Genomic DNA, 18,372 nt, shown 5'->3' on the forward strand with positions numbered 1-18,372 from the left:
AAAAAGCTCTCGAACTTTCATCCGAGAGCTTTCATAAACGCCTACCTTAACGCTTAGCTGTAGTAGTTCCAGCCGAGCATGTTCCAGTAGAAGTAGAAGTAGCACATAAATACGCCAGCGAGCACGAGCAGGCCGTAGTAGATGCGACGACCTACGGTGAAGGTTTCTTCGCCGAAGCGTTTCACGTAGCGGAACAGTGCCCATAAGGTCAATGGAATGGACAGTAATGGCAAGACCAGCGCTGCTTTCAGTAAGAAAGGCACACCGCGATACAAGCTATCCGCAAAGCCGATAAGCACCACTGCCAGCAGTACGACAAAGGCGAAGTGCGCAATGCTCATGAACAGCGAGCTGTAAGTTAGCGACTTACTGGCTGCTGGGCGTTGCTTGTAGTCTTTGCGTTTGTAGAACCAGCTTACGATCGCATGCAAGAAGAACAACAGCGCAATTCCTGGCACCAAGTATTTGAATAGGCCTGACTCAAAGGTTGGCGTACGTTGCATACCCATGAATGGCAAGCTTTCAAAGTAGAAGGTGTCGATGCCTTCGCCCGAACGGCTGCTAAACACAATGCGGTCGTGGCCGTCGACTTGGCGGAACAAGTTCTCGCCTACCTCAACGAACTGACGTGGGGCATATGGACCGGTCACGAGCAAGGTGTTGTTTTCGGTTGGAATCACGTCAATGCCGCCACTCAAGAGGCCGAACATCTTCTCGATGGTGCTCACGTTGCGACGCCAGAAGGTCCATGAGCCCGCATACTTACCTGCGCGTTCGGCAAAGTCCGATGGCGGTTCAATGGGTTCGACGTCGTCAGGGAAGAAATGATCGTAGATCTGGCCAACAAAGTTATTGCGTGCTTTGTTGCTGACGGTGGTCATGTACGAAACGAAAATACCGAGGTTATTTTCTTTATCAACAGCCATGTCGGTGTGGAACTGCATGGTGTCACCACCATGACCGACCACGCGGAAGCCATTGTACGTTTTCTCGTAAAAACCATAAGCCATACCGTTCACCCGTGGGTCGGAGCTGAACAGTTTCGAGTGCGCAAGTTCCATTGTTTCGGCCGACATAATACGGTTGCCGTTAAGCTCACCGTTGTTCAAGTTGGCTTGCATGAACTTCGCCATGGCTAAAGCGCTGGCAGAAACTGCGCCGGCTGGACCAAAGGCGTTGATCATCTCGAACGGTTGTTCTTTCCAGATGCCGAGTTCGCGTTTGTAGCCACGCGTCATGTGCGGCTCTAACTCATCAGATAATGGCTCGTCGAAGCTGGCGTACTGCATGCCTAGTGGGTCAAACAGGTTCTCTTTAACGTACTGATTGAACGGCACACCAGTCACGTTCTGGACAATCAGTCCAGCGAGTGCGGTGGCATAGTTCGAGTAAGACGAGACTTCACCCGGTGGATTCACCCGCGCAGGAATGTATTTTTCCATAGCTACGGCAAGTTCAGGGCCTTTGTCTGGGTATGAATGAATCAAGTAACCTAAGCCACCGTCTTCAAAGCCAGCCGTGTGCGACAGAATATGACGCAGAGTGATCGGTTCTTCGTAGGTCGCAGGAATGTCGAAGTCCAGATACTCGTTCACGTCGGTATCTAAGTCGAGGTTACCGCGTTCGACTTGCTGCATGACTGCAAGCCAGGTGAAGAGTTTCGACGTCGAGCCAATCCGGAACAGGGAGGTCTCCGGATTGACTGCGATGCCTTCTTCGATGTCTTGCATACCGAAGCCGTTGGCGTAGACCACTTCGCCGTCTTTGACTACCGATACGGTGACGGCTTGAATGTCTTCAAGGGCCATTTGTGCTTCGATAGTGCCTTCAATGTAGGGCGCTAGGCCCGGCAATGGGTCTTGTTTCATCTCGGGGGCACTTGGTGCCTCTTGTATTTCTTGTGCTTCTTGTGCTTCTTGTGCCTCTTGGGCATAGAGTGGCGCACTGGCTCCGCTGATCAGTAGCGCAAGGCCACAGAGCATAGAGCTAAATGCATTGCCACAGTTGGTGTGACTAACCTGCATAATGTTCTCCTTATTGTTATTAGTTGCGCACGGCCTGACCAGGGAGGGCAGAGGTATCTAATCTGCCGTCCTCGATCACAAACTGTCCGTTTACGATAGAGTGTTTTAACCCTTGCGAAAGCTGCGCAGGCTTTGCGAAGGTTGCTGCGTCGTTAAATTCCGGAAGCGAAAACACCACGATGTCGGCGTCGGCACCTACTTGCAGGCGGCCTTTATGACGCATTTGCGGAATCGCTTCTTGTAAGATTTTTGCCGGGTAATAACTGACTTTGGCGATGGCTTCGCTGAGCGACAGTACGTCGCGCTCGCTCACGTAGTTGCTAACAAAGCGAGCGTAGGTACCAGCACTGCGAGGGTGCGACCAGGCCTTGTCGGGTAACGGCCAGGTGTCACCAGCGACCGGTTTGTTGTCGAGTAACCAATCGCCGCCGTCAGACGCAATCACCCCTTCAGGCATTAAAATCGCTTGATCGATGAGTGCTTGTTCGTCCGGTTTCGAAGCGTCTAGAAAGTGGATAATGATGTCGGTTTGCGGTGCTTCGGCTTGTAACTGTGCAAACTCTTCTTCACTTAAACGTTTGCCATCGACGGCGAAGTTGTTGGCGTTGATGCCGCCAATACGTTCACGCCACCCTTTACCACGGAACATGGCAGCGCCGATCGACGTTGCGCCGGCACCGTAAGGGTAGGCTTCGGTTGAGAGTTTCACGCCTTGCTGTTGCGAGCGCAAAATCATTGGCCGAATCAGTTCGATGTCTTTCAAGCTAATGGAGTTAAGGTGCACGATGTGCGCATGCACGCCAGTCCCTGCGGCCACAGCGATGATTTCTTGGATGGCTTCAAACGAGCTTTGCGGCTCCGCCATCGACAAAAAGCGCGCATGGGTAAAGGTGGGTACCCCACGCTCGGCGGCCAGTTGATTGATGCGATAGTACTCTTTATGACCGGAACCGGGGGCATAACCGGTTAAAAAGCCAACGCCAAGGCCGCCTTGATCAAGGCCTTCAGCGACTAACTGTTCAATCTTGTCCAACTGCTCTGGGGTGGCGATGGTGTCTTGCCAGCCGTCACGGTTCAATGCTTCGGTAAACCAATCTGCGCGGCTTGAGGGCTCAAGCTCCAAGACTGCGGCAATGCGAGCGGTGAGCCAGTTCACCGACGCGCCATAGTTAATGGGGCGGCCTTCTTCGGCACGAATGCGGTAGTACTCGTCAATCGGAAAGGCGCCAGATTCAAGTTCCAGCGCAGTGGTGACGCCATCAAATGCTTGTACACGATTGGCGAGCAAGGTCTGCCCATGGGCGTGCATATCAATAAAGCCAGGACTGACGATAAGCCCAGCAACATCAATTTGGCGTTTGCCGTGCATGTCCTGTTCGCTGATAGCGACAATCTTGCCGCCACGAATTGCAACGTTACGGACCGCATCGAGTCCGCTTGCTGGATCAATGACTCGCCCACCGGTGAGTACAAGATCATATTCATGTGTGGCCCAGCTTGGATTTGTAAGCCCCAAGCACAGCAGGGCAAGCACACTTAGGTGCTTGATCGGTTGCCACATTGTGTTTGTTCCTTTGTTGCTATTGTTGATTAATTAACCATACCTATTGCTGTTTGTACAGCCTTAATAATAAATAAACCTGTTATAAAATGTGTTTTCATAAAGAATGGCTGCGCTATTTGGGAAAATGCGGGTATATTATGGACTGTAGTTGTACTAAAATGAGCTTCGTCACGGCCGCGTAAGCGCCTTACTGAAGGAAGCAGACCCCTATGAGCAAGCACGATACCTCAGATCCTTATGGCATGATTATGGACGCCATTGTCACGCAGTCCCTGCCGCCGAGTCAGAAGGTTTCTGAGAACATTCTGAGCGAGACGTTCGGTATCAGTCGCGCGATTGCCCGCAATATGATGGAGCGCTTGGTTGCACAGCATTTTCTCGTCACGCTGTCGCCGCGGGTGACGCAAGTTGCACCGCTGACCTTATTAGAAATTCGCCAGAATTTTATGCTGCGACGTATGCTGTTGCCCGAGGTTATCTCGCTTGCTGGCGCGAAGGTCGACTTCGATCGCATTGTGGCGCTGAACGACCGCATTGCCGAACTGATGCAATCCACCGACGATGATGCTGCCCTCGAACTGTTAAAGACCAACAAAGAGCTGAACCTTGCGCTGTGTGAACCGGTGGGCTACCCACTTATGGTCGACTGGATCCGTCAGTTGGAAGACACCGCCATGCGTATTTACTGGCTCTATGTTAAGACGAAGCAGTCGTATCCTTATTCCAGCGATCAGCAAAATATCATTATTGATGTGGTCCGCAGTGATGACAGCAAGCGCATTCAAACCTGCATTACAGATATGATTGCGCAAACCGAAGAAAGGGTGCTGAACGCTATTTTTCAGAATAAGCAGTTTTATACGCAGGACTTGATTGTTTAATCACGGCGACGAGACCGAGCGTTAATAACGGCACAATCACCACGGCAATATAGGCGTACGACAGCATGCCGTAGCCACTGGCGATAAGATCAATAATGCCTACCGCTTTGGCCAAGTACGTCGCCACGAACACAAAGCCAATGGCAATCATTGCCCGATAATACTGCGGAAAAGCTTTGTTGCGACCGCTAAAGCTATTGGCTACCCGCTCATTAACCGCATGAATCACGCCGGTGCCTGTTTCAATGAAGGTGCCGAATAACATCACCTGAAAAATCACAAACAACCATAGTAAGTTCAATGTCGCTAGCACATCGATAATGGGTACTGCTGCGCTGAGCGTGCTGGGGTAGCCCGCCAACAAGGTAACGAACACGAAGATGCCGGGAATGATGGCGATGACGCCAGCGAACGCGCCCGCACCTAGGGCGTGGCGTGAGCGGCGAAAGCGTGGCACCACAAACAGCACAGCGGCGAGGGCATTAAGGTTATAAGCTGCATAGCGCACGCCGTCGACCCCCCAGCTACCGCTGACTTCCGCTGCGGCGATGCGCTGCATGATGTCGTTGCCGTAGTTACTGAAGGTAAAGCTAAAGAGCACGATGTAGGTTAGGTACAATAGCGCTGACCAGCCGACAAAAAACCTTTCGATCCAGCGGCTTCCAAAGAAGGCAAGAGCCCCTACGCAGACCATTAAGGTCAGCACACCGATGTCTGCAGGCATGCCCAAGAGCTGCTCAACAATCTCGCCGGCGGCGGAGCCAATAACGGCCAAGACTAGCAGCGCGATGAGCAGGTAGATGACTTCAAACAACCACCAAAATCGTCCGAGCAATGCTTGGAAGAAGGTGCGGTAATTGTAACTTTGCGTAAGACGGGCAAATTCGAAGGCAATGGCGAGCACGATACCCCACACCAAGCATGAAATAAGCATACCCACGAGTCCGCCAGCAGCGCCGTGCACCAGAAAGAATTCGGCGATTTCACGGCCAGTGCCGTAGCCACCGCCAACAATGACCGACTGGAAAATAAGTCCCGGTACTAAATAAATACGAAACCACTGAAACCAGCGCTGCTCACTAAGCATGGACCTGCCCTACGGGTTGCTGAAATTGTTCTTGAAGTACCGACACTAAAGCGTCGCATCCATCAATCAGTGGGTCAACACAGGGCAGCCCAAATTCAGCTTGTAAATTGTCCAAGTAAGCGCGTCGTTTGCTTGGGTCCAGCGATGAAGTGTTCACGCTAACGCCGATGCAACGGACGCGTGGATTGACGATTTTGGCACATTGCAGGTGCAAATCGATGCAATCCTTAAGTTCTGGCAGTGGGTAGTCGGGGCAGGTGCTCACGCGCTCGCGGGCGACGTCGTGGCAGACCACAATAGCGTCCGGTTGCGAGCCATGCAGTAGCCCCATGCTTACTGCCGAAAACGAAGGGTTAAATAGCGAACCTTGACCTTCAATAATGTCCCAATGTTCGGGCTGGTTATCGGGCGAAATGAGTTCGGCTGCGCCGCTCACAAAATCACTCACGACGCTGTCGATGGGCAGGCCTTCGCCGGCGATCATGATGCCCGTTTGTCCAGTGGCACGAAAGGTCGCGTTGATGCCTTTGGCGTTCAGGGCATGGGTGAGCTCGAGCGCAGTATACTTTTTGCCAACCGCGCAGTCGGTGCCAACCGTCAGCAGCCGCAGACCTGGGCGCTTACGCCCCGTGGCGATAGGCATCTCGGTGGTCACTTGGCGCACGTTGATAACGCGACCGGTGCCCCGAGACTGCGCTTTTAGCAAGTCCGGAATGGTGGCTAAATTGGTGTGTAAGCCATTGATGATATCCATACCGTTTTCGAGTGCTTTGACAAAGGTCGGTAGCCAGCTGGCCTGAATACTACCGCCGACAGGGGCAACGCCAATCACTAAGCTTTTGGCGCCCTGTGCGAGTGCTTGCTCAAGGGTAAGATCGGCTAAGTTAAGGTCGACGTTGCAGTCGCTTAGCCGAATCTGCCCGAGTACGTCTTGCGCACACCACTTTGCCAGTCCCGCTCCCGTTTTCGCCAACGTTTTGTCCTGTATGCCACCTAAAAAGATGACATACGGGGACCTAATCTGAATTGTACTCATTGGCTACCTACCTGTGGTGCGCTTAAAAGGCGTAGCTGATCGACACGCCTACTTTACGTGGTTCGAGCGGAATACCGGTGACGTCAACAACTTCGGTGCCGGGTACGCCAGCAGCGTTGAAGTAGGTATAAGCTTTCTCATCAAATAAGTTATTGATGTAGAACGATGCTTGCCAATTATCCCACTGTAACCCTGTGGTGAAGTTGACCGTGGTATACGCGTCACTCTTCAGATTGACAGAGGTATCTTCTGGAGCGCCGTTGTCGTACGAAGTGCTCATTTCATCTTTATAACGGGCGCTTAGCGTTACCCAACCTGCGGTGCTGCTGTTGAGCTGATAGTCATAATAGGCGGCAGCGTTGTAGGTCCATTCAGGGACGCGTACGACTTGTGCACCTTTATCGCCGAATAAGCCTGGCTCGTCTTCGTTCAACGTACTGTCGGCGAAGGCGGCGCTACCGCGGAAGCCAAAGTTGCGATTCGCTTGGAAATCAAAGCTACCTTCCCAGCCGTTCACGGTAATTCCGCCTTTGGCGTTAGCACCGGTGGTGACGCCGTAGAAGGTTGCCGTGGCCTGGAAGTTTTCCCAGTCGATGGTGTAGAGCGATGATTCATAGGTTAAGCGGTCTTCGAGCGCGCTACCTTTGATACCAATTTCGTAGCTCCACAAGTCATCCTGTTCAATGATCGGTTGTGACAGTGTTTCGCCAGTAAAGGGGTCGGCGACCGAAAGGTTGGATGATGCTGGGCGGTAGCCGCTCGCAATCCGCGCATAAAACGAGGTGTCTTTCGACGGACGATAACGCGCAGCGAACAAGTAGGTTTCTACGGTTTCATCGGCAGTCGGCATTTCGTCCATGGTTTCGCCACCAGCCAGCGGTCCCTCAGTTTGCCATAAGAGTGTCTGTTCGGTATTTGACACCCGCATGCCTGCAGTAATATCGAAATCTGGGGTGAAGTAATACGTGGCGTTACCGAATGCGGCCAATTCTTTGTAGTCACTCGGGAAGCGTGCGTCGAGCGCTAAGAAGCCTTGCGGTTCGCCGGTCAAGCGTTGCGCATTGTTGGTGGTTTCTTCGGTGTAGAACAAGCCAGCAAGCCATTCCCATTCACCTTCGGTGGTTGAGGTAAGGTGCAGTTCGTGCACGGTTTTGTCCGATTCAACGTCACGGGTAAGCGGTGCTTCGGTCACGCTACCTGGATCAAAGCCGCCGATCATTTCGATGATCGGGCCATAAAGGTAGGCGACGTCGAGGGCATTGAAGCTTTCGTACTTCGCTTTACTGCTGGTGAAGTCGAGCACGGCGCTATCGAATTCATAGCTGGCGCTGGCCGAAACCAATGTGTGCTTCAGTTCATCATAGCCAAAAGAGCCGTCAGATTTCAGTTCACCGTAAGCTTCGTCTTTGTCGAGCGAGGCGATGCGCACGGCTGAGCTCATTCCAAAAGACGATTCTTGTTGCATCGCTTTAATGCGGATGTCGAGGCGGTCGCTGGCGTTAAAGTAGAGATCGCCTGAGAAGCCTTCCGCTTCTGACTCATTGGCATTTTCTCTAATGATGGCACCGTCTGCGGCGCTCACTTGGTCAACGTAGCCACCGTGATCCATGGTGAAAGCGGCGACGGTTAAGCCGACTTTGCCTTCAACAATAGGGAAGCTATAGAAACCGCGGTACAGCTGATTCATGTCGCCGTCTCTGGTTTGCGAAAGGTCGGCAGTGAATTTGCCGCGGCCTTCGAACAGCTCAGGCTCGTTGCTGATATAACGCACGGCGCCGGCCATTGCGGTGGCTCCGAAGAGCGTTCCTTGCGGGCCTTTGATTAATTCGACACGCTGAACGTCACCAAGCAGGCCGTCAAAATACAGGCGTCCGCCGGCGGCAAAGCCTGAGTTACTGGTAAGGGGGACGTCATCCACATAGATGGCGGTCACCGCCGTATCGTTTTGTTGGCTGACACCGCGCGCCGCAATAGAGCCACGACCCTGTTGGCCGGTGAAGCTTTGGAAGCTAAAGCCTGGCGCAGTTTCGACGACGTCGGCGAGTGAGGTCATGCCTTTTTGAATGAAGTCGTCGGGGTCAGCTGCATAAACAGATGCCGGTACGTCTTGGATGGTTTGTACGCGCCGTGACGAGGTGACCTCAATAATTTCGACGTCACTGTTTGCGCTTTCTTCTTGTTCGTTTGTTTCGCCTTGCTGCTGCGCCATAGCGCTTATGGAAACCACTGACATACCATAGACAAGAACGCGGATGCTGCGGGTTAAGTAGTTGATTTTACTGTTCATAGCAAGCCTTCTTTCACCTGTTGTTCTGATGTTTTAACGGAGACGCTTAAGGGCGTCCTCTTAGTGTATTGGTTAAACAATAATCAACGCTTTTCGTCTTGTACAGCTTTATTTTTAATTAAGACGGATTTATAGTCGTTAAAACACTTTTTGAGCAGGTATAAAAATGAAAATAAGCGCTGTTAAGGTTTCAAAGCTCGATGTTGAGATGCATCAGGCCATTAAAACGCCGATTGGAGAGATCTCTGCGGCGCGTAATGTCGTCGTTCGTATTGAAACGTCGTGCGGCTTGGTTGGCTGGGGTGAAACCAGTCCAATGGCGGCGATTACTTACGATTCTCAGGCCAGTACTTATGCGATGGGCGTCGAAATGGCACCGTTGTTGCTGGGGCAGTCGCCAGTGGCGGTGGAATCCTGTTTAGCGCTGTTACGACGTTATTGCTCACGCTCAAGTGTGTTGTGCGCTTTTGATATGGCTCTGTATGACTTGGCTGCCCAAGCTGCGGGTCTACCTTTATATGCATACTTAGGGGGCAGCGCACGATCGTTGCGCACCGACCACACTATTGGTAACCAAGAGAGTGTTGAAGCGACCGTGGCAATGGCATTGGATCTGGTTGACGCGGGTTTTGACACGATAAAGCTGAAGACCGGCCGTCCCGGCACCTTGGACTTGGAGCATTTGTCGGCGGTGCGCGCAGCGGTTGGCCCCGATATAGCGCTACGCATTGATTGCAATCAAGGTTGGGATTATCCACAGGCCTTGCGCATGTTACCGGCATTGGCGGAACTGGGCGTTGAATATTTGGAGCAGCCTTTTCCAGTGTGGGATGTGGATAGCTTTGCGCGTTTACGAGCGCGTGGGGTATTGCCGCTATGTGCTGATGAGAGCGTGTTCAATCATCATGATGCGTGGCGTTTGCTGCGGGCCGATGCGGTGGACTACTTGAATATTAAGCTGGTGAAATCGGGCGGTTTGAACACCGCGCTGAAAATCAATTCGGTCGCTGAGGCGGCCGGTGTACGCTGTATGATTGGCTGCTTTGGCGAGAGCCGTTTGGGGTTGACTGCGGCGGCACACTTGGCGATGGCGCGGCCAACTATCCATTTTATTGATCTGGATTCGGCGCTGCACTTTCGCGAAGACCCAGTGGTTGGCGGGCTAAGCTATGGTGATGGTGGGCACATCTCGGTGGGCGGCGCTATCGGCTTAGGGGCGGAGTTAGAGCTGAGTGCCTTGAGCGACGTGTTTGAGGTGACGTTATGATTAGCGCCGACAACACCTTCGCCTTGTTGGCTTGTTTGCTGCTAATGGTCTGGATTGGTTATGTAAGCGAGAAAACCAAGTGGGGCGCTGCGATGTCGGCGCCTTTGATTATTCTGCTATTGAGTTTTGTCGTCGGCAATTTGGGTATTTTGCCGTCGTCGGCCCCTGTTTATGGTGTCGTACAAGGCATCATGGTGCCCTTAGCGATTCCGCTGTTGTTGTTTAGTGCAGATTTGCGCGTGGTGTTTCGAGAAAGTCGGCGCATGGTGTTAGCTTTTGCGTTGGCAACTTTGTTTACCGTGACTGGCGCACTAATTGGTGCCTATAGCATAGGCATTGGAACCTTTGAGCCGGAAATTGTTGGGATACTCGCCGCGAGTTACATTGGTGGTAGCGCCAACTTTGTTGCAACTGCCCAAGCCGTTGGCTTCAGCGACTCGTCGCTCTATTCCGCTGCACTCACTGCCGATGCCATCGGTGCCATCTTTTTCCTAGCCTTACTCATGGCCCTACCAGCAGTGCGTTTCGCGGCGCGACGCTTCCCGGCCAACCAGGCTGCCGTCGATAGTGCAGAAGAAGCGCTTCCCGCTGAACCAACGGCAACCTCGGCACCCAGTGAAGGCGGCGTAGTTTTCGCGCTCCTTCTATCAGCGATGGTGTGCGCCTTAGGCCTGTTAATTGCGGCGTGGCTCCCCGTCGAAGGCATGTTTATTATTGCCATTACGGTGCTGTCGCTACTCATTGCCAATTTAGCGCCTGCGCGGGTGAAAGAAAGTATCGAGTACGATTACCCGCTTGGAACCATGTTCATGTATGTCTTCTTCGCGACCATAGGTTTGGGCGCTGATCTGGGAAGTATGGTCGGTGCAGCCATACCTATTGTGCTGTTCTTGGTAGTGCTGGTGCTGGTGCACATTATTTTGTTGGTTTGGCTGGGAGCTCGTTTTCGTTTCACCTTAGCGGAAATGATGATCGCGTCGAGCGCCTGCATTCTTGGTCCTGCTGCGGCAGCAGCTTTGGCCGCCAGCAGAGGCTGGCGCCACCTTGTTACCCCAGGCATGCTGGTTGGTGTGCTGGGCTACGCCGTCGCCACTTTCATCGGCATCACCCTCACCAACCTGCTACGCTAGAAGCAAGGAGGTGCTGGCGCGTACAGACGACGAGTAATAGATTGGGTATTAGTCATCCCAAAGCGGGCTTTCTCGCTTCTGTAGCATCAGCAGTTGTAAGTCGAGCGCCTCAGTAATTTTGAGAAGCGTATCGATACGCGCCTCTCCGCTGCTTTCAAATCGCGAGATCACCGCCTGCGTCGTGCCAACCTTATCAGCCAGATCGCTTTGCGACCACCGCAAGGCCTTGCGCGCCTTCCGCACCGCCTCAGCTATATCCTTCGAATCGTTTAATCGCATCGGGTATATCCTTTTGTGTATACAAAATATACATCAAAAGATATAAATGGCAAGGAGAGTACTGCTTTCTCTTTAGTAGCTATCCCAATACGGAGGATCGCCAAAATAACCATCAATAAAATCAAGGAAGGCGCGGACTTTGCTGGCCAGCAACTGGCGGTGGGCGAAGATGGCGTAAAGGGCTATTGGCTCAGGTTCAAATTCCGACAACACGGTTTGCAGGCGACCAGAGCGTAACGCATCTGCGGCGATAAACGTAGGCTGCAGCGCAATGCCAGCGCCTTCGCAGGCTGCGGCAACCAGCACGTCGCCGTTGTTGCTACGCATCACCTGTGCGGCGGAAGGAACAAACGATTCGTCCATATAGCTATAGTGCAAATAGCGGTGTTCACGCAGCGCAACTAAATCCGCAGGTACTCCCTCCTGAGCCAAATAATCCGGCGCTGCACAATACACCAACCGCACGGGAGCTATTCGCTTCGCAATAAGCGAGGAAGACTCCAGCCTGCCAATGCGTAATGCAATATCGAAGCCTTCTTCAATAATATCGACCTTGCGATCGTTTAATTGCAAGTCGACCACCACTTCTGGGTAAGCTTTTTGAAACGCACACACGAGCGGCGCCAAATGTCGAATTGCAAAGGACACTGGGGCGCTGATGCGCAATACGCCGCGCGCACTTTGCTGCAAGCCCGATAGTTGTAGTTCCATGTCATCAATGTCGGCCAGAACTTGCTGCGCCCGCGCAAAATAAGTACTACCTGCTTCGGTTAAATGCTGGCGCCGCGTGGTGCGGTTCAATAAGCGTACACCTAAATGGTCTTCAAGCTGGCCTAACGACTTGCTTATCAACTGAGGAGAAACATCAAGCTTTTCAGCGGCCTGTACAAAAGAGCCTTCATTGACGACGGTCACGAAAATGCGCATTGCTTGCAGTCTATCCATGCCTTATCTCTGTTATTAACCACATATTGTAGATAATAAAGCACGAATCACGCCATTAATCTACCAATTAAAGAGGAGTAGAGTACCACCATCAACTTAATGGAGGCATTTTATGAACACTGCAAAATTACACACACTACTCAATTCAAACGCGGGTATCGGCGCTTTTTTCTTACGCGTACCTGTTGGCGTCATCCTCACTGCGCATGGCGCACAAAAGTTGTTTGGCTGGTTTGGCGGCTACGGACTTGAGGGCACTGGACAATGGATGGCGAGTATCGGCCTAGAACCGGGCTTTCTGATGGCATTGCTGGCTGGCGCAGCTGAGTTCTTCGGTGGTCTTGCGTTGATTCTTGGTTTACTGACACGTCCAGCAGCCTTGGTTTCAGCGTTCACCATGGTGGTCGCGATTTTCAGCGTACATGCTAGTAATGGTTTGTTCATGGCCAACAACGGCTATGAGTTTGCGCTAAGCTTATTAGCAGCAGCCGCAGCGCTGACCGCCTTGGGTGGTGGTCGCTTCGCGCTTGATAACGTCATTGCCGCAAAACTTAACGCTAAATAAGCGAAGGTGAAAACCATGGCACAGCATCAAGTTCTATTTGTGTCGCACGGCGGGGGCCCTTTGCCCCTGCTTGGCGACGCGCAGCACGAAGAGCTGGTCGCGCAATTGCAGGGCATCAGCGAGCAAATCGAGAAGCCCCAGGCCATCTTGGTGATTAGCGCGCATTGGGAGGCCGAAACGGCCACGGTAACGTCAGCCGACAATCCTGGCTTGCTTTACGATTATTATGGCTTTCCGGCTGAATCATACGAAATTCAATACCCCGCGAAAGGTCACCCCGCATTAGCGCAGCATGTGCTAGAAACTTTGGCAGAGCATGATATTAGTGCTACCGCAGATAACCAGCGCAGCCTAGATCACGGTGTCTTTGTGCCATTGAAACTCATGTATCCTGACGCCGATATCCCCGTTATCCAGGTGTCGTTGTTGCACAACTTGGATCCGCAACAACACATTGCTTTGGGTAAGGCTTTGGCGACGATCGAGCATGAAGGTTTGCTGATTCTAGGCTCCGGCTTTTCGTTTCATAATATGAAGGCTTTTTTCACGCCGCAAAACCCAGACACCGAAAAGCGCAATTTAGCCTTCGAAAATTGGCTCAAAGACACGCTCACACGCACCGACCTTGATGAAGCAGAGCGCACGCAACGATTAATCGGCTGGGAACGAGCCCCCGAAGCACGTTTCTGCCACCCGCGCGAAGAACATTTGCTCCCGCTGTTAGTATGCTACGGCGCCACTGGCCGCGCTGCCGACTTCTACAGCATGGCGCGCACCCTCGGCCGCACCGCCGGCTTGTTTTACTGGTCGAAGTTAAGTCGAACGAGTTGACCGTCCGGAAAACGTGCATGGAGCTCTAGTTCACCGCCTAACGCTCTAACGTAGCTGCTTAGCGTGCTGATCCGTGCATCGCCGCGGCCTTCGATTTGCGAAATATTAGCCTGCGCAACGCCAAGCGCACTAGCCAACTCAGCTTGGCTGACACCTTGCTGTTTTCGTAATTCTTTGAGTTTGATCTCGGCGATAATCTGCTTTGCTTGAGCATTGGCCTTAGATAAAACATCCGGCGACATTTCTGCCTCAAATTCTTTTAGCTTTTTCACCATGACTTAAGTCTTCAATTTGCAAAACCGCAACCAAATATAATCTTAAGCTTATATTTCTTCAAGTTTATATTTGGTTGCGGCAGAAGAAAGGGCTGCCCTTTCTTTGCTAGCGGAGAAGAGGCGGCGGGGGGGGGCAGATTTCCGCGGCGATTTCGAGGCTGCGCAGGCGGGCGGTGTGGTCGTGGGCGTGGCAGGTGAGCATGAGTTCGTCGACGCCGGTGGCTGCAACGAAGTCGCGCAAATACTGGTGCACTTCAGCAGGTTTGCCGCAGGCAGTGTACTTCAATGCGTGATTGGCGCCCGCTAACGACACGGGGTCGACGACCGCGTTAATGTCATCAACCGGTGCGGGCAGAGGTCCGGGATTGCCGCGGCGTAAGGCAACAAACTGTAGCTGCATGGAGCTCTTCAAACGCACAGCATCTTCCTCAGTATCGGCGGCAAACACGTTTACCGCAGCCATCGCGTAGGGTTCAGATAAATAGCGCGAGGGTTTAAATTCACGACGATAGGTGTCGAGCGCGGCGTGTAAATGATCTGGGGCGAAGTGCGAGGCAAAAGCATAGGGTAGGCCCAAAGAGGCAGCGAGCTGGGCGCCAAACAAACTCGACCCCAAAATCCACACCGGTACGTGTGTGCCTTGTCCGGGCACAGCGCGGATAAACGCGTCCTCGGAAGCGTCATCCAAGTAGCCTAACAATTCTCGCACGTCATCCGGAAAGCTCGATGCTGAATTATAGTCGCGGCGCAATGCGCGCAACGTCGCGCCATCGGTGCCCGGCGCACGGCCTAAGCCCAAATCCACGCGGTCGCCATACAACGCCTGCAAGGTACCAAACTGCTCAGCCGCGACCAAAGGCGCATGGTTCGGCAACATGATGCCACCTGCACCAATGCGAATCGAAGACGTCACACTACCAATATGTGCCAATGCCACCGCAGTGGCGGCACTGGCAATGCCGGTCATGTTGTGGTGCTCGGCCATCCAAAAGCGTCGGTAACCCCACTGCTCAGCGTGCGCTGCTAAGTCACCAGAACGCCGCAGCGACTCGGCGGCAGAAGAACCTTCAGTAATCGGGGCGAGATCTAAAATCGACAGTGGTACCACGCGAACTCCTTACTCATAGCGTTACCTTAAACATGGCTGCAAAACCCAAAGTTTCAAGGTCAGTCCTTAAATTCCGTATCACGCGCGCGCGATTGCGCATCCGCCGATCGAGTGAAGCGCTTGTCTGTGCGTTCGGTATAATCCATCAATAGAATCGTTAAATAAATCTTGGTCGGTAAGGATAACACCACGCCAATCGCACTCATCGCTGCGCCCAAAATGAAGCCGCGGTGACCAATGTCGTCACTGGCAAAGGTCACGGCCAAGACAATGTGGCCGCAAATGAGCAATGTCACGCCAAGAATCATGGCGGCTTTCAACAATCGAATTTGCGTAGTTTCGGTCATAGCGTTAATAGCCTTTATTCAAACATTGCTCCTAACCAATTTTTTCAGCGTATTCTTTGCTAACTTAGAACAATGCGTAAAAGATCTCTATACTAGCTAACATAAACCAATGAAATAAAAAGACATGACCAAAAACTTCACGCAGTCGGCCGCGACTTTGGCCTATCTAGGAATTTTGTTTTTCTTTGCTCTCGTGGCACTACTGGGGTTGTTGGACCTTGTCATAACGCCAGCAGCTATGCTGATGAATGTGATCTCTGATTACATGCTTTTGGCGGCAGTTCTAGCGTTCGCGATTCTTATTATTCTGTTTCGCTTGCGCACGCCAAAACAACTTAAGTTCCTAGGCCAGATCCTTGTGAGTCTAGGCATTAGCACCTTTATTGTGCTGCAACTTGTGGTCTGGGGTATATTACAGTCACCTGAGGCTGCGCGTTTTGCCAATCCTTTCACGTTGTCGTTAGCGTCGGTCATGCTGTTGATGTTTTTCGTGGCGCTGACTTTGCGGCACAATTTTCCGAGGCTGGCTGTTGACGCAAAGAAGCCAACGTTGATCGTATTTGGTGGCATTATTTTACTCGGAGTTGTCGTTTGGTATGCCATGAGTGTGCGAATTGTGCAGTTAGAAACACAGAATGCCCGCACTAAAATTCAACTTATTGGCCACATGATCGACAGTCGCTTTGACGAGCAAATTAAAGCTCTTGAACGAATAAAACGTCGCGTAGAGAAGCTGGATGAAGATGATAGTGAGCGTTTGCTTACTACTGATCTCGAAACCTATATCAGTGATTACGCGATTATTGAAGGCATGCTGGTACTTAACGATCAGCAACAGCCGTGGCTTAGTTCATCTTTTGCTGATACTTTTTGGCAAAACTTTATGCGAGACCATGAAGGTATCCAAAATTGGTTAGCGCAGCCTAGTAACCAGACTCGCATTGCGGCGAACGGACGTTCACTGAATACGCCAACACCGATCGTGATGATGTCGGTTCCCTTGCAGACCAAGCCAAAACCGCAACAACTTATAGCGCTACTCAATATGAATGGTCTTGTCGCAGCGGACTACCTAGAGTACTTAAGCGCAATTAAAACCTACATGGCATTTAACTCAAAGGTTTTAGTTGCCATGCAAGGTAGCAATGACGCTACGCAAACTTTAACTCAGTTACAGCGACGCTATCCCCATTACGTCACCGAAAAAGTGACCTTGATGACGGGAATCGAGCATGACTTTTACAGTGTCCTTATCGATTACTCACCATTACAAGAAGCAACGCGTTTACATCAAATGTTGCTGTGGCTAACTGGCGCCTTCGCATTTATCTATATTCTTGCTGTAGATACGACAAGACGCCTACGCGCCGAGAGTAAAAAGCTGGCAAGTATGGCACGTTATGACGAACTGACAGACTTCTTACGTCGCGATGCTTTCAATCAAGATACGCAGTCAATGATGGTTGATTGTGAAGGCTGCCGGCGGGCAGTGCTCTTTATCAATCTAGATAAGTTTAACTCAATTAATGATGGCCTAGGCCACCGTATGGGTGACCATGTATTGAAGCTCACTGCCCAGCGCATTCGTAGCGCGGCACAAGGCGCTGATATTCTTGCACGGTTTAGTAATGACGAATTTATAGTTTATTATCGCGACACGACTGCACACCAGTTAAAGAAAGATGCGGCCGCTGTGATCAAAGCGATCGCAGAGGTATTCGCCGTTGAGGAATTATCGGTACATCTGACTGCCAGTATTGGTATTGCTGTCGCCACGCAAGCACAAATCGACACCGAGCAATTAGTGCAGTTTGCAGATATTGCAATGGATCATGCGAAGGCTGCGGGTGGTAACCAATACGCGATTTATCAAACGGATATGCACGATAACCACGAGCAATTGGTTGAAATCCGCACACAGTTGCAGGTGGCGATGAACCAAGATCAGTTAGAGGCTTATTACCAGCCTATTTTCAGTGCCGAAACAGGGCATATTGTTAGCGTCGAAAGTTTGGTTCGATGGCGCAAAGACGGCAACTTTATTTCGCCGGCATTGTTTATTCCAATTGCTGAACAGACGGGGCAAGTCATTCAGTTGGGCGAGCAGATGCTGCGAAAAGTAGTCCGGGATCTAAGTGAACACGCTGAGTTGCAACAATTGAGTGTAGCAGTCAATGTGTCACCACACCAACTGGCACGGGCTGACTTCGTAAATGATTTAGTTAGTCAGCTTAAGAACCATAAACTGAAGCCTGAACAGCTTACCATTGAGCTTACTGAGGCTGTCATGTCATCTGCAGGCCAAACCGAAGAGCGTTTACGGGAGTTGCGTGAACACGGAATGCATGTCGCTATCGATGACTTCGGCACGGGCTTCTCGAGTTTGGCTTATTTAACGCAGCAACCGGCGGACATTATTAAGATCGATCGCGCGTTCACCTTAGGCGTTGAGACCGAAGGCAAGCAGCGTAACTTGCTCAGCAAAATGATTGAAATGTGTAAACAACTGGATAAAGTCGTGGTGGTTGAGGGGGTTGAGACCGCGGAACAAGTCGAGCTTTTTACAGCTTTGGGGGTCGATAGACTTCAGGGCTTTTATTTTGCAAAACCGATGCCATTACCACAACTACTTGATTTACTGAGGAGCACCACGTCGAACCGTGATGCAGATCAATAAACGTTGCGATTCACTATACTGAGACGCAAGCTTAAGGAAACTGTAAGAAATCTCCTCTACGCTTACAGC

16 protein-coding genes are annotated in these 18,372 nt (G+C 51.7%); 6 read left to right on the forward strand and 10 right to left on the reverse strand.

The window, feature by feature from the left end; all coding sequences use genetic code 11:
• Positions 1–53 precede the first annotated feature (53 nt).
• Together CWI70_RS09970 and CWI70_RS09975 are read right to left on the reverse strand one after the other, a co-directional pair.
• A complete protein-coding gene (locus CWI70_RS09970; protein ID WP_126773308.1) occupies positions 54–2,024 on the reverse strand; it encodes a serine hydrolase domain-containing protein in 1,971 nt (656 codons plus the stop codon).
• A gap of 19 nt (positions 2,025–2,043) precedes the next feature.
• Positions 2,044–3,585, reverse strand: a complete 1,542-nt coding sequence (locus tag CWI70_RS09975; protein ID WP_126773309.1) for an amidohydrolase family protein — start codon at positions 3,583–3,585, stop codon at positions 2,044–2,046.
• Positions 3,586–3,797: 212 nt separating this feature from the next.
• On the opposite strand from CWI70_RS09975, the gene CWI70_RS09980 reads away from it, so the two are divergent.
• Positions 3,798–4,469 carry a GntR family transcriptional regulator gene (locus CWI70_RS09980; protein WP_126773311.1) on the forward strand — a complete coding sequence of 224 codons (672 nt, stop codon included), beginning with the start codon at positions 3,798–3,800 and terminating at the stop codon, positions 4,467–4,469.
• Here CWI70_RS09980 and CWI70_RS09985 read toward each other — a convergent pair.
• Genes CWI70_RS09985 through CWI70_RS09995 form a run of 3 tightly spaced genes read right to left on the reverse strand, consistent with a single transcriptional unit; the run spans position 4,423 to position 8,879 of the window.
• Positions 4,423–5,556, reverse strand: coding sequence for a hypothetical protein (locus tag CWI70_RS09985; protein WP_126773313.1), 1,134 nt, complete (start codon positions 5,554–5,556; stop codon positions 4,423–4,425). The genes CWI70_RS09980 and CWI70_RS09985 overlap by 47 nt on opposite strands.
• Positions 5,549–6,592, reverse strand: a complete 1,044-nt coding sequence (locus tag CWI70_RS09990; RefSeq protein WP_126773315.1) for an N-acetyltransferase DgcN family protein — start codon at positions 6,590–6,592, stop codon at positions 5,549–5,551. Before CWI70_RS09990 ends, CWI70_RS09985 begins: the two co-directional genes overlap by 8 nt.
• A 22-nt stretch (positions 6,593–6,614) precedes the next feature.
• Entirely contained in the window at positions 6,615–8,879 is a 2,265-nt protein-coding gene (locus CWI70_RS09995) for a TonB-dependent receptor (RefSeq protein WP_126773317.1), read from the reverse strand.
• A 166-nt stretch (positions 8,880–9,045) separates the two neighbouring features.
• Between CWI70_RS09995 and CWI70_RS10000 the strand changes: the two genes are divergently transcribed.
• Positions 9,046–10,146, forward strand: coding sequence for a mandelate racemase/muconate lactonizing enzyme family protein (locus tag CWI70_RS10000; protein WP_126773319.1), 1,101 nt, complete (start codon positions 9,046–9,048; stop codon positions 10,144–10,146).
• Complete coding sequence (locus CWI70_RS10005; RefSeq protein WP_126773321.1) at positions 10,143–11,276, forward strand: DUF819 family protein; 1,134 nt, start codon at positions 10,143–10,145, stop codon at positions 11,274–11,276. Before CWI70_RS10000 ends, CWI70_RS10005 begins: the two co-directional genes overlap by 4 nt.
• A gap of 48 nt (positions 11,277–11,324) precedes the next feature.
• Here CWI70_RS10005 and CWI70_RS10010 read toward each other — a convergent pair whose 3' ends face one another.
• A complete protein-coding gene (locus CWI70_RS10010; RefSeq protein ID WP_126773323.1) occupies positions 11,325–11,555 on the reverse strand; it encodes a helix-turn-helix domain-containing protein in 231 nt (76 codons plus the stop codon).
• A 72-nt stretch (positions 11,556–11,627) separates the two neighbouring features.
• Positions 11,628–12,500, reverse strand: a complete 873-nt coding sequence (locus CWI70_RS10015; RefSeq protein WP_126773325.1) for a LysR family transcriptional regulator — start codon at positions 12,498–12,500, stop codon at positions 11,628–11,630.
• A gap of 112 nt (positions 12,501–12,612) precedes the next feature.
• On the opposite strand from CWI70_RS10015, the gene CWI70_RS10020 reads away from it, so the two are divergent.
• A complete protein-coding gene (locus CWI70_RS10020; RefSeq protein WP_126773327.1) occupies positions 12,613–13,065 on the forward strand; it encodes a DoxX family protein in 453 nt (150 codons plus the stop codon).
• A gap of 15 nt (positions 13,066–13,080) precedes the next feature.
• Positions 13,081–13,896 carry a DODA-type extradiol aromatic ring-opening family dioxygenase gene (locus CWI70_RS10025; protein WP_126773329.1) on the forward strand — a complete coding sequence of 272 codons (816 nt, stop codon included), beginning with the start codon at positions 13,081–13,083 and terminating at the stop codon, positions 13,894–13,896.
• On the opposite strand, the gene CWI70_RS10030 is transcribed toward CWI70_RS10025, so the two are convergent.
• The 3 genes from CWI70_RS10030 to CWI70_RS10040 all read right to left on the reverse strand — a co-directional run bounded on the left by CWI70_RS10030 (position 13,866) and on the right by CWI70_RS10040 (position 15,626).
• Positions 13,866–14,171, reverse strand: coding sequence for a helix-turn-helix domain-containing protein (locus tag CWI70_RS10030; protein ID WP_126773331.1), 306 nt, complete (start codon positions 14,169–14,171; stop codon positions 13,866–13,868). The genes CWI70_RS10025 and CWI70_RS10030 overlap by 31 nt on opposite strands.
• 106 nt (positions 14,172–14,277) lie before the next feature.
• The gene (locus tag CWI70_RS10035) at positions 14,278–15,279 is read right to left on the reverse strand and encodes an LLM class flavin-dependent oxidoreductase (RefSeq protein ID WP_126773333.1); all 1,002 of its coding nucleotides are present in this window, start codon (positions 15,277–15,279) and stop codon (positions 14,278–14,280) included.
• Positions 15,280–15,338: 59 nt separating this feature from the next.
• The gene (locus CWI70_RS10040) at positions 15,339–15,626 is read right to left on the reverse strand and encodes a hypothetical protein (RefSeq protein ID WP_126773335.1); all 288 of its coding nucleotides are present in this window, start codon (positions 15,624–15,626) and stop codon (positions 15,339–15,341) included.
• 124 nt (positions 15,627–15,750) lie between these two features.
• Between CWI70_RS10040 and CWI70_RS10045 the strand changes: the two genes are divergently transcribed.
• Positions 15,751–18,303, forward strand: coding sequence for a putative bifunctional diguanylate cyclase/phosphodiesterase (locus CWI70_RS10045; protein ID WP_126773337.1), 2,553 nt, complete (start codon positions 15,751–15,753; stop codon positions 18,301–18,303).
• Positions 18,304–18,372: the final 69 nt, after the last annotated feature.

Source organism: Pseudidiomarina homiensis (genome assembly GCF_003987225.1).
Lineage (GTDB): Bacteria > Pseudomonadota > Gammaproteobacteria > Enterobacterales > Alteromonadaceae > Pseudidiomarina > Pseudidiomarina homiensis.

Excerpts from the sequence above, each read along its gene's own strand:
- CWI70_RS10020 (WP_126773327.1), top strand. The coding sequence starts at position 12,613 with ATGAACACTGCAAAATTACACACACTACTCAATTCAAACGCGGGTATC.
- CWI70_RS09970 (WP_126773308.1), bottom strand. The coding sequence starts at position 2,024 with ATGCAGGTTAGTCACACCAACTGTGGCAATGCATTTAGCTCTATGCTC.
- CWI70_RS10015 (WP_126773325.1), bottom strand. The coding sequence starts at position 12,500 with ATGGATAGACTGCAAGCAATGCGCATTTTCGTGACCGTCGTCAATGAA.
- CWI70_RS09990 (WP_126773315.1), bottom strand. The coding sequence starts at position 6,592 with ATGAGTACAATTCAGATTAGGTCCCCGTATGTCATCTTTTTAGGTGGC.
- CWI70_RS10005 (WP_126773321.1), top strand. The coding sequence starts at position 10,143 with ATGATTAGCGCCGACAACACCTTCGCCTTGTTGGCTTGTTTGCTGCTA.
- CWI70_RS09980 (WP_126773311.1), top strand. The coding sequence starts at position 3,798 with ATGAGCAAGCACGATACCTCAGATCCTTATGGCATGATTATGGACGCC.
- CWI70_RS09995 (WP_126773317.1), bottom strand. The coding sequence starts at position 8,879 with ATGAACAGTAAAATCAACTACTTAACCCGCAGCATCCGCGTTCTTGTC.
- CWI70_RS10025 (WP_126773329.1), top strand. The coding sequence starts at position 13,081 with ATGGCACAGCATCAAGTTCTATTTGTGTCGCACGGCGGGGGCCCTTTG.
- CWI70_RS10030 (WP_126773331.1), bottom strand. The coding sequence starts at position 14,171 with ATGGTGAAAAAGCTAAAAGAATTTGAGGCAGAAATGTCGCCGGATGTT.
- CWI70_RS09985 (WP_126773313.1), bottom strand. The coding sequence starts at position 5,556 with ATGCTTAGTGAGCAGCGCTGGTTTCAGTGGTTTCGTATTTATTTAGTA.
- CWI70_RS09975 (WP_126773309.1), bottom strand. The coding sequence starts at position 3,585 with ATGTGGCAACCGATCAAGCACCTAAGTGTGCTTGCCCTGCTGTGCTTG.
- CWI70_RS10000 (WP_126773319.1), top strand. The coding sequence starts at position 9,046 with ATGAAAATAAGCGCTGTTAAGGTTTCAAAGCTCGATGTTGAGATGCAT.
- CWI70_RS10040 (WP_126773335.1), bottom strand. The coding sequence starts at position 15,626 with ATGACCGAAACTACGCAAATTCGATTGTTGAAAGCCGCCATGATTCTT.
- CWI70_RS10045 (WP_126773337.1), top strand. The coding sequence starts at position 15,751 with ATGACCAAAAACTTCACGCAGTCGGCCGCGACTTTGGCCTATCTAGGA.
- CWI70_RS10010 (WP_126773323.1), bottom strand. The coding sequence starts at position 11,555 with ATGCGATTAAACGATTCGAAGGATATAGCTGAGGCGGTGCGGAAGGCG.